Here is a 12,686-nt window from a genome sequence, read left to right as displayed (position 1 = left end):
GAGCTCGCGGTGAGGCAGTATGCGGAGCTCTTCCGCGTTCCCGGGGCGAAACCGGCCGAATTCTTCGCGCTGATCGGACGGTTCGGCTATGTCGCCTGCGGACTGAGCGTGCTCTTCCTGGGCACCGCGCGGCTGGGTATCGGCGTGGGCGGGCTGGGCGCCAGCGGGCTCACCATCGGAGTGGCACTGGGCAGCCCGGTCGCCGGACGGCTCAGCTCGCGGTTCGGCACCTCGCCGGTCTACGCGGCGGCGGCGACCACCGGGACGGCCGGTGCGGCGCTGGCGCTGTCCGGCGCCGAGGCCCGCTCCGTACCGGGTTTCCTCGCCGGCGCGTGTGTCCTCGGCTTCACCACACCTCCCATCGGCGCGGCCATGCGGGCGCTCTGGCCCAGGACGGAGCTGCCGGAGCGGCTGCACACCCCGGCCAACTCCTTCGAGTCCGTGGTCACCGAGCTGCTCTTCATCGCCGCGCCGCCGGCCACCGGCGCCCTGGCCGTGATCGACCCGCGGCTTGGCCTGATCGTCGCGGACGGCTGTGTGGTGGTGGGCGGTGTCGGGTTCGCCTCGACCCGGCTCGTCCGCCGCCATCTGGGCCCGTCCGGCGCGGCCGTGCGCAAGCGGGCGGCGCGGACGCTGTCGCCGCCGGTGGTCTGGCTGCTGTGCGTCGCGGCGACCACCGCGGCGGTGGCGGGTGCGATGGATGTGGCCGTGGTGTCGGTGCTCGACGAGTCCGGCGCCGCGGAGTCCGCGGGCTATGTGCTGCTGGCGCCCGCCCTGGGGAGTGTGCTGGGCGGTGCCGTCTACGGACTGCTGCCCGCGGAGCGCGTTCCGGGGCGCCGCTTCGGGCTGCTGCTGGCCGCGTGGCTGGTCCTGTTCTCACTGGTGTCCGCGCAGTCCGGGCCCTGGGCGCTGGCGGGAGCGCTGTTCCTGGCGGGCATTCCCATGGCGGCCATCGGTATCGAGGAATTCACTCTGCTCGGTCGTGTCTGTGAAACGCAGGACCGGCTCCAGGAAGTGTTCACCTGGGCCGGTTCCAGCGCCAATGTCGGAGTGGCCGCCGGCAGTGCCCTGTGCGGATATGTCGCGGAGCACCGGGGCGGCACTTTCGGCGGATGGATGCCCACGGCAGCGGTCGCCGTGGCATGCGTCCTCTATCTCACCGGTTTCCCGCGTTTCAGACCGGCACCGGCGCCCGGGATCAGGGGCCGGGCCGAAGCCCATCGTTGATATCTGTCTTTGGGGTAGACATGGCAATGCCGCACATCCTCGTCCTCGGCGGAATTCCCCGCATTCTCCAGAAGGCGGCCGCCCTCGGACTGCGGATCACCAACTACGAGAAGCCCGGGGTCTTCGACCCGGATGTCACGGAGTACTGCGAGCGGATCCACCTCTTCGACTACCAGGACATCGGACTGGTGACGGAGCTGACCCGGACCCTGCACGGCCAGGACCCGTTCTCCCGGATCATCACCCAGAGCGAGATCGGCCAGGTGATCGCCGGGCATCTGAACACCGCCCTCGGCCTCCCCGGAAACGGCTCCGAGGTCACGGCCGTCCTCCACGACAAGATGGCGCTGCGGGAGCTGCTCAACGCCAAGGGCATCGGCCCGGTCCCGGCAGCCCGCAGGACCACCCGCGAGGAGTTGCACGCCTTCGCCGCCGCGCACGGCGGCGCGGTGGTGAAGCCCGTCATGGGCTCCGGCAGCCTGGGTGTCCGCATGGTGCGCTCACCCGATGAGGTGGACGAGGTGTGGGAGTGGATCGAGAGCTACGGCCATGGCGAGTTCATGGTCGAGGCGCTGCTGGAGGGCGAGGAGATCAGCGTCGAGACCTTCACCCTGGACGGTCTCCACACCGTACTCGCGATCACCGGCAAGGAGACCGACGGCGGGGTGATCGAACGTGGCCATGTGATCCCGGCCGCGCTGCCGGTGCCGGACGCGGAGGAGGTCGCCGCGTTCACCCAGGAGGTGCTGGACGCGGTGGGCCTGGCGGACGGGGTGGCCCACACCGAGATCATGCTGACGGAGAGCGGACCGCGGGTGGTGGAGTCGCACAGCCGCTGCGGCGGGGACCGGATCAGCAAGCTGGTCGAGCTGGCCACCGGTGTCGACCTGGAGGAACTGCCCTTCCGGCGGGAGGTCCGCGAGGACTTCACCGTGCCGCCCGCAGAGCCGCGGGGCGCGGCCGCCATCCGCTTCCTCCGGGTCGCGCCGGGGCGGGTCACCGGGGTGAGCGGGGTCGAGGAGGCGCGGGCCGCCCGGGGCGTGGCCGAGCTGAAGGTGTACGTGGACATCGGGGACACGGTGCGGCCGGAGCAGTGGTCGGACGACCGCCGCGGCTATGTGCTGGTCCACGCGGCCACCCGGGAGGAGGCCGTCCGCCGCAGCCGGGAGCTGGCCGAGTCGATCGTCATCCGGACCGAGCCGGTGGCGGACGTGGCCGCGGTGTCGATGCGGGATGTGCTCGCCCAGGCCCATGAGGTACTGGATCCGTTCGCATGAACCACACCGACACCTCCGCGCTGGAGGAACAGCGGGCGATCGTCGAGGAGCTGGACCGGGCCATCGCCGCCCTGGTCCAGCAGCGCGGCGCGGCGGCGCGACAGCTCGGCAAGCTGCGCGGTGCCATGGGCGTACCGCGCTCCGAACTGGCCGTGGAGAACGAGATCCTGCGCCACTACCGCACCGAACTCGGACCCCTGGGCAACCGGTTGGGGCTGCTGCTCCTGGAGATGGCCAGGGACGGCGCCCAGGAGTGAGAGGGCGCCACCCGCCCGGGGTGGCCGACCCCGGGCGTACCTCCGCGTACCCCGTCGACCCCTCATCGTACGAAGAATGTCAAACTACGACGGGCCTCGTACCATGGGGGTGAACAGCACCATGACGAGGAGCAGCCGTGCATGCGCAGACCACGCCCCAGGCCCCGGCGACCGGCCGCTCGCTGGAGCATCCGCGGCGTGCCGAGATCCGTCTCGAGGACGTACTGCACGCGCTGGCCGACCCGATGCGGATGCGGGTGGTGCGGACGCTGGCGGAGGAGCCGGGCGAAGTGTCCTGTTCGGTCCTCGACCTGCCCGTCAGCAAGTCCACCACCACCCACCACTGCCGGGTGCTGCGCGAGGCCGGGGTGATCCACCAGATCTACCGGGGCACCGCCAAGATGAACGCCCTGCGCCGGGAGGACCTAGACGCGCTGTTCCCCGGTCTGCTCGACAGCGTGCTGGGCGCCGCCACCCTCCAGGACGGGCGCGTCGGCGGCGACGACCGGGGCTGAGTCCGCGGCGGCGGCCGGGCCGGTGGCCGGGGGCCGCCCGCCCGGCAGATGGTTGAAGAGCAGATTGAGCACGATGGCCGTCACACAACCCGCGCTGATCCCGCTGTTCATCACCGTCTGGAACCAGTCCGGGAACTCCCGGTAGATCCCCGGCACCCCCACCGGCAGCAGTCCGACCCCGACGGACACCGCCACCACCGTGAGGTTGTGGTTGTCCCGGAAGTCGACACCCGCCAGCGTCCGCAGCCCGCTCGCGGCGACCGTACCGAACATCACCAGCCCGGCCCCGCCCAGCACCGGCGCCGGGATCGCCGCCACCACCGCGCCCAGCTTCGGCGCCAGCCCGAGCACCATCAGCAATCCGCCCGCGGCCGCCACCACCCACCGGCTGCGCACCCGGGTCATCCCCACGAGCCCCACGTTCTGCGCGAAGGCGGTGTACGGGAAGGTGTTGAAGACACCGCCGAGCACGGTCGCCGCACCGTCCGCGCGCAGCCCGTCCGCCAGCCGCCGCCCGTCCACCGGGCGGTCGGTCAGCTCGCCCACCGCGATGAAGTCGCCCGTGGTCTCGACCATCGTCACCAGGGCCACGATCAGCATCGACACCACGGCCGCCGCCTCGAACGTCGGCGTACCGAAGTGGAACGGGGTGGAGACCCCCACCCAGTGGGCGCCGCCCACGCCGGAGAAGTCGGTGAACCCCAGCGGTACGGCGATCGCGGTCCCGGCCACGATGCCGACCAGGACCGCGACCCGGCCGAGGAAACCGGGCCCGAAGCGCTGGACGGCGATCACGAGGACCAGTACCCCGGCGGCCAGACCGATGTTCTTCGGCTCCCCGAAGTCCGGCGCGCCCTGGCCGCCCGCCGCCCAGTTGCCCGCGACCGGCAGCAGCGACAGCCCGATGACCAGGATCACCGTGCCGGTCACCAGCGGCGGGAAGAACCGCAGCAGCCGCCCGAAGACCGGCGCGAGCAGCATCATCGCCAGACCGGACACGATCACCGAACCGTAGATCGCGGGCAGCCCGCCGCCCTCGGTGCCGATGAGCACCATCGGGGTGACCGCGGCGAAGGTACAGCCCTGCATGATCGGCAGCCGGACACCGAACCGCCACAGCCCCACGCACTGGAGCACGGTCGCGATCCCGCACAGCAGCAGATCGGCGTTGATGAGATAGGCCAGATCGGTGGGGGAGAGCTTCATCGCGCCGCCGACGATCAGGGGCACGGCCACCGCCCCCGCGTACATGGCCAGCACATGCTGGAGGCCCAGGGCGGCGAGGCGGCCGGTCGGTGGTATCTCGTCCACGGGGTGGCGTGCGGGACGTACGGAGGTCATGGCTGCTCCTTGCGCGGTACGGCGGGGGAGTGGGGAGGGCGGACTCGACGCAGAAGGATTCAACAGTCTGTTGATTTCAGGGCCGTTGCCGACCTGTGTCAACCCCTGCGACCGGATCCGGGGCAGCCGAGCCCGGACCCAAGGCGCCCGTGACCGCCCCGCCGCCGCCGTCGCTCCGGGCCGTGCGCCCGGTAGGCCCCGGCCGGGGGGCCGCAGTCAGCCCCAGCGTTGCGCGCGCTGTCAGTCCGGGCTGTCTGCCCGGTCCTTCCGGGCCGTGTGGCCGCCGTCCGTCCGGGCCGTGTGCCCCGTCGTCAGCCCCAGCGTTGTGCCTGTTGTCAGCCGCGCCGGTGCGCCCGGTCGGTCCTGGCCCGGCCGCGTATGCGCCGTCGGTCCCGGCCGTCTGCCCGGTCGGGTCCGGGCCTGCGCCCGGCCGGTCCCGGCCCGGCCTTGTGCGTGCCGTCGGTCCCGGCCGTCTGCCCGTCGGTCCGGGCCGTGTGCCCGGTCGGCTCCGGCCGCGTGGCCGTCGTCAGCGTCAGCGGTGTGCCCGCTGTCAGTCCCGGCCGTGCGCGGCCCCCAGCAGCCCCGTCCAGTCCGGGATCTTCACCGTCGGACGCCCCAGCGTCTCCCCGAGCGCCGCCTCCGCCGCCTCGATCCGCAGCCATCCCGGCCACTCCACCGGCTCCAGCCCGATCGCGCGCAGCTCCCGCAGCGGGTCCCCGGCCACCGGGCGGGCCGTCAGCGCCGCCGCGTCGGCCAGCAGCGAGGCCACGGTCTCCTTGGCGCAGGGGCGGTTGGTGCCGATCACCCCGGTCGGCCCCCGCTTGATCCACCCCGCCACGTACTCACCGGGCGAGGGCGCCCCGTCGCGCAGTACCCGCCCCGCCGCGTTGGGCACCGTGCCGCGGTCGGCGTCGAACGGCAGCCCCGGCAGCGCCACCCCCCGGTAGCCCACCGACCGCAGCACCAACTGCGCCTCGATCTCCTCGAACACCCCGGTGCCCGCGACCCCGCCGCCGTCGTCCGGGGCGGTCCGCTCGAAGCGCACGGCGTGCACCGCGCTCCGGCCCAGCAGGGCCACCGGGCGCAGGAAGAACCGCAGATGGATCCGGCGCGGACGGCCCAGTGGCGCCCGCTCCGCCCAGGTGCGCAGCACCTCGATATTGCGGCGGCCGTGCCCCGGCAGCGCCGACGGATCGCCGTACGCCGGATCGAGCGCCAGCTCCCCGGGGCGTACCAGCACCTCGGCGCCGGTCAGCGCGCCCAGCTCGCGCAGCTCCTTGGTGGTGAACTTCGCCTGTGACGGGCCGCGCCTGCCGACCATATGGACATCGGTCACCCGGCTGTCGGCGAGCGCCCCGAGCGCGGCGTGCGGCACATCGGTGGGCCGCAGCTCCTCCGCTCCGCGGGCCAGGATCCGCGCCACGTCCACCGCCACATTGCCCACCCCGATCACCACGGCGGAGCGGGCGCCGAGCGCGAAGGCGTCACCCGGTCCGAAGGTGTCGCCCGACGCGTCCGGGTGGGCGCTGTACCAGGAGACGAAGTCGGTGGCGGACGCGGAGCCCGGCAGATCCTCACCGGGGACGCCGAGCCGCCGGTCGGCCGCCGCACCGACGCAGTAGACCACCGCGTGGTAGAGCCCGAGCAGCCGCTCGGGCGTCAGCGGCGGCGGCCCCACCGGCACATGGCCGAGGAAGCGCACCCGGGGGTGCTCCAGCACCGCGCGCAGGGTGCTCTGGAGCGACTTGATCTTCTCGTGGTCCGGGGCCACGCCGTAGCGCACCAGCCCGTACGGGCACGGCAGCCGGTCCAGTACATCGACCGCCACCTCGGGAACGTTCTGCTGGACCAGCGACTGGGCCGTGTACACCCCGCTCGGTCCGGATCCGACGACCGCGACACGCAGCACGGAGGAGCTCCTTCCGGAGGATGTCTCCAGCATCGCACCGGGCGGTGCCCGGTGTGAGGTACCCGTGCGCCGTTGTGACCGGCACGGGTGACGGGGCACGGCCGGGCGGCGCCTTTCGCTGACGGCCGGTGAGATGCCCCGGCCGTCAGCCGCGCCCGGCCGCGTACGCTCCGTACGCCCCGGCTACCTCAGCCCCCGCATCCGCCGGATCTCACTGCTCTGCTGGGCGATGACATCGCCCGCCATCTCCTCCACCCGTACGTTGTTGCCCTTGGCGAGCACGTCCGTGGCCATGGAGACGGCGCCCCGGTGATGGGCGATCATCAGCTTGAGGAAGAGCCGGTCGAAGTCGGCGCCCTCGGCCGCACGCAGCGCGTCGAGTTGCTCCGGGGTGGCCATCCCGGGCATCGCGCCATGCTCCTCGTGGCCGCCGGAGTGCCCGCCTGAGTGCCCGCCCGAGCTTTCGCCGGACCGGCCGCCGCCGCTGGTCTTCAGCCAGCCCTTCATCGCGTCGATCTCCGGCCGCTGACCGGAGGCGATGCGCTCCGCGAGCCGTCTGAGCTTCCCCGATCCGGCCCGGTCCGGCGCCAGCGCGGTCATCACCAGCGCCTGCCGGTGGTGCTCGATCATCATGCGGACGTACGCCCGGTCCGCCGAGTTGGGGGAGTCGTCGTCCCCCGCCTTCGCGGCCTCGTCGGAGGTCAGGGTCCGGGCCGACTCACCGGGTGTGCCCGGTGCGATGACCGCCGGGCCGCCGTCCTTCCCCTTGCCGCTGTCGGCCCTGCCCCCGCCCTGTCCATCGCACCCGGTGAGGGCGAGCGCCAGGGCGGCGGTGGCCGCCGCGATCGTGAGGGACACGGTGCGGAGCGACGTACGGCGGTGCGACACGCTGCCTCCCGGGGCGGTGGGAATTCTTTCCCACGATTATGTTGCTCCCTGTTGTGGTGTACATGGAAAGCGCGATACTGCCCTCGTCCGCGAACCGTTCAACCCCGAACGGAGACACAGGACATGGGAGGACGCAGTGAAGCGGTGGGACAGATCCCCGCACCGGCGCAGATACCTCGGAGCGGCCTTCGCGGCCATCGGCCTGGTGAGCTCGTTGCTGGTGGCCGGACCGGCGGCCGCGACCCCCGACCCCGGTGACGCCCCGCGCAGCGAGCGGGTGACGAAGGGTCAGGCCAACGACACCCGGACGGCCATCGAGAACGGTGAGATTCCCGGGGTGGACGAGATCGTCCACAGCGACAACGTCAGCCACCTCACCAACATCCCCAAGCAGGACCTCAAGGGAACCAACTCGGACCTGGCCTTCCAGGGCCACTACGCCTTCGCGGGCAACTACGACGGCTTCGTCATCTACGACATCAGCCGGCCGAAGACCCCGAAGATCGTCAGTCAGGTGCTCTGCCCCGGTTCGCAGAACGATGTCTCGGTCTCCGGCGATCTGCTCTTCCTGTCGACCGACTCCTCGCGCAGCGACAACTCCTGCACCAGCACCACCCAGCCCGCGACCGAGAAGTCCTCCTGGGAGGGCATGAAGGTCTTCGACATCAGCGACAAGCGGAACCCCAAGTACGTGGCCGCGGTCGAGACCTCCTGCGGTTCGCACACCCACACGCTGGTGCCCGAGCGCCGCAACGTCTACGTCTACGTCTCCTCGTACTCGCCCAGCGAGACCTTCCCGGACTGCCAGCCGCCGCATGACGGCATCTCCGTGATCAAGGTGCCGCGTACGGCCCCCGAGAAGGCCGCGGTGGTGGACTTCCCGGTGCTCTTCCCGGACGGCGGCAACCCCGGCGGCCCCACCAACCCCGGTGTCTCCCAGACCACCGGCTGCCATGACCTGACCACCTTCCCCGACCTGGAGCTGGCGGCGGGCGCCTGTATGGGCGACGGCATCCTCCTGGACATCGCCGATCCCGCGAAGCCCCGGGTGATCGATCGCGTCGAGGACAACATCAACTTCGCCTTCTGGCACTCGGCGACCTTCAACGAACGCGGCACCAAGGTCGTGTTCACCGATGAGCTGGGCGGTGGCGGTGCCGCCACCTGCAACGACCGGATCGGCCCGGACCGCGGCGCCGACGGCATCTACGACATCACCGGCAAGGGCGACAAGCGCAAGCTGGTGTTCCGCGGCTACTACAAGATCCCGCGCCACCAGGCCGACACCGAGAACTGCGTCGCCCACAACGGCTCGCTGATCCCGGCCAAGGGCCGCGACATCATGGTCCAGGCGTGGTACCAGGGCGGCGTGTCCATCTGGGACTTCACCGACTCCAGCCGCCCCGAGGAGATCGGCTACTTCGAGCGCGGCCCGCTCTCCGCCGACACCCTCATCGGCGGCGGCGCCTGGTCCGCGTACTACTACAACGGCTACATCTACTCCAACGACATCGCCAAGGGGCTCGATGTCCTGAAGATCGACGACAAGCGCACCGACAGCGCCCGGAAGGTCCGGCTGCACGAGCTCAATGTGCAGACCCAGCCCGACTACCGCTGACGGTCCGCCCCGGACGTCAGACCGGCCCGCCGGGCGGCTCCTCGCCCGGCGGGTCACCGAGCTCCCAGCCCAGTCCGTAGCGGTGGAACAGCTCCGCCCGCAGCTTCTCCGCGGGCATCGGCGCACCCGGCAGCAGCACCGCCACCACCGCGCCCATCAGCAACGCACGCAGCAGCTGGTAGTCACTGTCGGGGTCCTCGGAGCCGTAACGGACCACGGTGTCCCGCAACAGGCCCGCGAGCCGCTGCTGTTCGGGGCACTGGATGAACCCCTCGGCCGCCAGTATCCCCGCCATATGCGTCCGCATCAGCCGCGGCCGGTCCCGGGCCAGCCCGAGGATCGCGTCGATCGCCCGCGCCAGCAGCTCCCGCCCCGCCCCCTCGCCCTCCGGCACCGGCTCGCGCTCCAGCGCCGCGGCCAGTTCGGTGTGCATCAGCCGGTGCACGGCGGTCTGGAACAGCTGCCGCTTGCCCGGGAAATAGTAGGACACCAGCCCGCGGGCCGCCCCGGCGCGGTCGGCGATATCGCCCAGTGTCGTCGCCTCGTACCCGTGCTCGCCGACCAGGTCGACCGTCGCCTCCAGCAGACGGGCCTGGGAACGACGGCGCAACTCCTCATTGACCGATGCGCTGCGGGGGGACATGCTTACTCCTGCGTTGGCTGGCTCGGAGCCAATATACTCAGAGCCGCATCCGGCTGTCCGGTGATCGTAAAAGGATGGCTCGTTGTCTCCGCCGGTTCGGGCGACGCGGGGGATCGCCCGAACCGGCGGTTCGCGTACCACGGCGCGGGCCGCAGCCTCTCACCAGTGGACCGGCGCGGGCCGCCGCCCCTCGCCAGCGGCCCGGCGCGGCCCGGGAACAGCCGGTGTCGCGGGCCCGCGAAGATCCACACGACCTGGCCTAGTCCGGTACGTCGAGTGCGCCGGTCCGGCCGGGGGCCGGGCGGTCCGCCTCCGACGGGGGTGCCAGGAGATGGTCCAGGGTTCCGGTGAGGTCCAGCAGGCGGTCGAGGGCGGGCGGCCGGTGGTCGAGGTGGAGGCGGGCGCCGACGCCGCCGGTGAAGCGGCGGATCTGGAGCAGTGCCGAGAGACCCATCGAGTCGCACATCGCCAACTCGGCGAGGTCCAGCCGCAGATGGCCCAGGTGCGGGTGGCGGGCGAGGCAGTCGGCGACCTCGAGCAGCAGATCCTCGACGGTGTCGTACTCCAGGTCGCCGACCACCGTGATACGCACGGTGCCCGGCGCGGGGGCGGAGGTGAGCAGGGTGAGGGGGGAGGGGGAGCGGTCGGCGGCGGCGGTCATGCGGTGTACCTGCCCGCCGTGGTGCCGTCCACCGCCGTCAGATGCGCACCGCGCGGAGCGGTGATCGCGATCAGGGCCATATCGTCGTGCTTGCCCTCGCCCACCCACTCGACGGCCAGCTGCCGCACCCGCTCCACCACCCCCTCGGCGGGCATCCCGGCGCACTCCGCGAGCGCCCGCTCGAGACGGGCCACTCCGAACAGCTCATCGCCCGTCGGCCCGCCCCTGGCGTCGGGAATGCCGTCGGTGAACAGCAGACAGGTCTCCCCGGGGGCCAGGGTGGTGTGCGCGGTGGTCGACCGCACCGCCGGCAACACCCCGACCAGGGAACCGCGGGTCTCCACCTCCTCCACACCGCCGTCCCGGCGCACGATCAGCGGCGCCGGATGCCCGGCGCTGGTCAGCTGGAGACAGAGTTGGGGGCCGATCCGGGCGATCGAGGCCAGCACCAGCGTGGCGAACCGGGTGTGATCGGAGGTGACCAGGGCCCGGTTGAGCATCGACAGCATCCGCTGGTGGTCGTCGGCCATCGGCAGCAGGGCGTGCAGGGTGTTGCGGATCTTGCCGGTGATGACCGCGGCCTCAAGACCCTTGCCGCATACATCACCCAGCGCCACCAGCGCACGGGTCGCGGTACCGGCGTCCTCGGTGGGGTGGATGTCGTAGAAGTCGCCGCCGACCCGGGCGGCGTCCCCGGCGGGACGGTACCCCGAGGCGAGCTCCACCCCCTCGACCTGCCGCAGCCGGGGCGGCAGCAGATCGCGCATCAGCACATCGGTGATGGACGACTGTTCCGCGTACAGCCGGGCCGCCGACATCGCGGCGCCCACCCGCGCGGCGAACAGCGCCGCGAACTCGTCCTCGCTGTCGCTGAATCCCGCGCGGTCGCCGGTGCGCAGCAGCACCAGCGCACCCGCCGGGGCCGCGTGCCCCGGCAGCGGGGTGACGGCGACCGAGCCGACCGCGCCGCAGCCTTCGGGCACCAGCCACTCGGGCGCCGCGGCGGGGTCCATCCAGCGTGCGGGCACCGGCGGGAAGCCGCGCAGTGCCTCCTCCAGACCGGGGACCCGCACCGGGTCCACCGCGATCGAACGCCGCTCCACCTGCCCACCGCGCGCACAGAGCGCCATCGGCAGCAGACGGCCCGCGGCGGGGGCGATGACCACGGCGGCGTCCGCCAGATGCTGTGCGGCCAGCCGGGCCGCCACCTCCATGCACCGCTCCGGATCGAGGGTGGACAGCAGCGCGTTGGAGGATTCGATGAGGAACCGGGCCCGTTCGCGCTCCACGGCCAGCTCGTCGACGGCCAGCCGGTACGCGGTGTCGTCCACCAGCCACCAGGCGGTGGAGCCGTTCTCCAGCGTGGTGGGGTGCGCGGCGAAGAGGCGCTCGCCGATCCGCCCGCGCACCTCGGCCCCGGCCATGGGCTCGGTGAGCCACGGCGGAACGGTCCCGGCCGCCGCCGTGCCCGGCCGCAGCTCGGGCAGCACGGCCGCCGCGGCGGCGTTGTGCCCGGCGACGCGACCGTCCCCATCGATGATCAGCATCGGATACGGCGCGGTGGACGCCCCTGCGTCCACCCCGAGGTCCGGTGCGATCTCTCCCGGGTGGGATCGGTTGGCTGCCACGTTCACTCCCGCGGGTCGTCACCTCTTCATCGACGGCCGGTCGTCTCGACGGCGGTCGCGCTGACGGCGGTTGGTCCCTCGCAGTCACCATCCCTCACCCCTGTCACACGGCGCAATGCGCGGGGCTCCGCTGAGCGCTACGCCGCCCCCGCCATGAAAACGGCGCCCCTGGACGGCTCGAAAGCCGCTTTGCTCTGATTCACCCGAAAGGGCCGCTGTGTCCCGGCCGCGACGAGGGGCAACGACCGCCGCCTCAACGGCTGTTCCCCGGCCCCTCCCCGCCGCCGATCGCGGCCCGGGCGGTCGCCAGGTCCGGATAGTGCGGCAGCACCCCCTCGGTACCGGTGACGGCCAGCAGCCGCAGCACCTCGCCGGGCGCCGAGACCAGCACCACCCGATCGGAACGGGCGGTGTGCAGCAGATGGTTGAGCAGCGAGGAGTCGCAGAAGGTCACCTCGTGCAGGTCGAACACCACCGCCCTGCCGTGATGACGCCGTGCCTCGGCGATGGCGTGGCTGACGCTCTCGGTCGTGTTGATGTCGAAGTCGCCGAACAGGGAGATCAGCCAGATGTCCCCGGCCCGTTCGGAGCGTGCGACGCCCGCCGGTCCTTCGAGCGTGGTCATACGGCGGCTCCCGCGCGCTCCTGTCCTCGCGGTACACCCGGGTGCGTGGCTTGCATGAGTGCCCTCGCCTCTCGTCGGCCGCCCTGACGGCGGGGTG

12 protein-coding genes are annotated in these 12,686 nt (G+C 72.2%); 5 read left to right on the top strand and 7 right to left on the bottom strand.

The genetic code is table 11. The features are described 5' to 3' along the window. Positions 1–9: 9 nt before the first annotated feature. From AB0C66_RS29965 to AB0C66_RS29950, 4 genes are all read left to right on the top strand, one after another. Positions 10–1,227, top strand: a complete 1,218-nt coding sequence (locus AB0C66_RS29965) for a hypothetical protein (RefSeq protein WP_362445461.1) — start codon at positions 10–12, stop codon at positions 1,225–1,227. Positions 1,228–1,247: 20 nt separating this feature from the next. Further along, positions 1,248–2,504 carry an ATP-grasp domain-containing protein gene (locus tag AB0C66_RS29960; RefSeq protein ID WP_362445458.1) on the top strand — a complete coding sequence of 419 codons (1,257 nt, stop codon included), beginning with the start codon at positions 1,248–1,250 and terminating at the stop codon, positions 2,502–2,504. Further along, positions 2,501–2,761, top strand: coding sequence for a hypothetical protein (locus tag AB0C66_RS29955; RefSeq protein WP_362445455.1), 261 nt, complete (start codon positions 2,501–2,503; stop codon positions 2,759–2,761). The genes AB0C66_RS29960 and AB0C66_RS29955 overlap by 4 nt, the downstream gene beginning before the upstream one ends. 137 nt (positions 2,762–2,898) lie before the next feature. Beyond that, positions 2,899–3,276, top strand: a complete 378-nt coding sequence (locus AB0C66_RS29950) for a helix-turn-helix domain-containing protein (RefSeq protein WP_362445452.1) — start codon at positions 2,899–2,901, stop codon at positions 3,274–3,276. Here AB0C66_RS29950 and AB0C66_RS29945 read toward each other — a convergent pair. The 3 genes from AB0C66_RS29945 to AB0C66_RS29935 all read right to left on the bottom strand — a co-directional run bounded on the left by AB0C66_RS29945 (position 3,187) and on the right by AB0C66_RS29935 (position 7,384). Continuing rightward, on the bottom strand, positions 3,187–4,617 hold the full coding sequence (locus AB0C66_RS29945) for a nucleobase:cation symporter-2 family protein (RefSeq protein WP_362445449.1): 1,431 nt from the start codon (positions 4,615–4,617) through the stop codon (positions 3,187–3,189). The two genes, AB0C66_RS29950 and AB0C66_RS29945, sit on opposite strands and share 90 nt — an antisense overlap. 550 nt (positions 4,618–5,167) lie before the next feature. Further along, on the bottom strand, positions 5,168–6,526 hold the full coding sequence (locus AB0C66_RS29940; protein ID WP_362445446.1) for an FAD-dependent oxidoreductase: 1,359 nt from the start codon (positions 6,524–6,526) through the stop codon (positions 5,168–5,170). A gap of 183 nt (positions 6,527–6,709) precedes the next feature. Continuing rightward, entirely contained in the window at positions 6,710–7,384 is a 675-nt protein-coding gene (locus AB0C66_RS29935) for a DUF305 domain-containing protein (RefSeq protein ID WP_362445443.1), read from the bottom strand. 166 nt (positions 7,385–7,550) lie between these two features. Here AB0C66_RS29935 and AB0C66_RS29930 point away from each other — a divergent pair, with 166 nt between their 5' ends. After that, positions 7,551–9,032, top strand: coding sequence for a hypothetical protein (locus tag AB0C66_RS29930; RefSeq protein WP_362445440.1), 1,482 nt, complete (start codon positions 7,551–7,553; stop codon positions 9,030–9,032). Positions 9,033–9,048: 16 nt separating this feature from the next. On the opposite strand, the gene AB0C66_RS29925 is transcribed toward AB0C66_RS29930, so the two are convergent. The 4 genes from AB0C66_RS29925 to AB0C66_RS29910 all read right to left on the bottom strand — a co-directional run bounded on the left by AB0C66_RS29925 (position 9,049) and on the right by AB0C66_RS29910 (position 12,589). Further along, positions 9,049–9,675 carry a helix-turn-helix domain-containing protein gene (locus AB0C66_RS29925; protein WP_362445437.1) on the bottom strand — a complete coding sequence of 209 codons (627 nt, stop codon included), beginning with the start codon at positions 9,673–9,675 and terminating at the stop codon, positions 9,049–9,051. Between the two features lie 259 nt (positions 9,676–9,934). Beyond that, positions 9,935–10,336 carry an STAS domain-containing protein gene (locus tag AB0C66_RS29920; protein ID WP_362445434.1) on the bottom strand — a complete coding sequence of 134 codons (402 nt, stop codon included), beginning with the start codon at positions 10,334–10,336 and terminating at the stop codon, positions 9,935–9,937. Next, positions 10,333–11,883, bottom strand: coding sequence for a GAF domain-containing SpoIIE family protein phosphatase (locus tag AB0C66_RS29915; protein ID WP_362445821.1), 1,551 nt, complete (start codon positions 11,881–11,883; stop codon positions 10,333–10,335). The genes AB0C66_RS29920 and AB0C66_RS29915 overlap by 4 nt, the downstream gene beginning before the upstream one ends. 334 nt (positions 11,884–12,217) lie before the next feature. Next, entirely contained in the window at positions 12,218–12,589 is a 372-nt protein-coding gene (locus tag AB0C66_RS29910; RefSeq protein ID WP_362445432.1) for an STAS domain-containing protein, read from the bottom strand. Between the last annotated feature and the right edge of the window lie 97 nt (positions 12,590–12,686).

It is taken from the genome of Streptomyces sp. NPDC048636 (genome assembly GCF_040650655.1).
Lineage (GTDB): Bacteria > Actinomycetota > Actinomycetes > Streptomycetales > Streptomycetaceae > Streptomyces.
Note: the sequence above shows the minus strand (reverse complement) of the source record. Positions and strands in the feature narration are given on the sequence as shown.

Coding starts and splice junctions, on each gene's coding strand:
- AB0C66_RS29955 (WP_362445455.1), top strand. CDS start 2,501: ATGAACCACACCGACACCTCCGCGCTGGAGGAACAGCGGGCGATCGTC.
- AB0C66_RS29960 (WP_362445458.1), top strand. CDS start 1,248: ATGGCAATGCCGCACATCCTCGTCCTCGGCGGAATTCCCCGCATTCTC.
- AB0C66_RS29915 (WP_362445821.1), bottom strand. CDS start 11,883: ATGCTGATCATCGATGGGGACGGTCGCGTCGCCGGGCACAACGCCGCC.
- AB0C66_RS29925 (WP_362445437.1), bottom strand. CDS start 9,675: ATGTCCCCCCGCAGCGCATCGGTCAATGAGGAGTTGCGCCGTCGTTCC.
- AB0C66_RS29910 (WP_362445432.1), bottom strand. CDS start 12,589: ATGACCACGCTCGAAGGACCGGCGGGCGTCGCACGCTCCGAACGGGCC.
- AB0C66_RS29945 (WP_362445449.1), bottom strand. CDS start 4,617: ATGACCTCCGTACGTCCCGCACGCCACCCCGTGGACGAGATACCACCG.
- AB0C66_RS29920 (WP_362445434.1), bottom strand. CDS start 10,336: ATGACCGCCGCCGCCGACCGCTCCCCCTCCCCCCTCACCCTGCTCACC.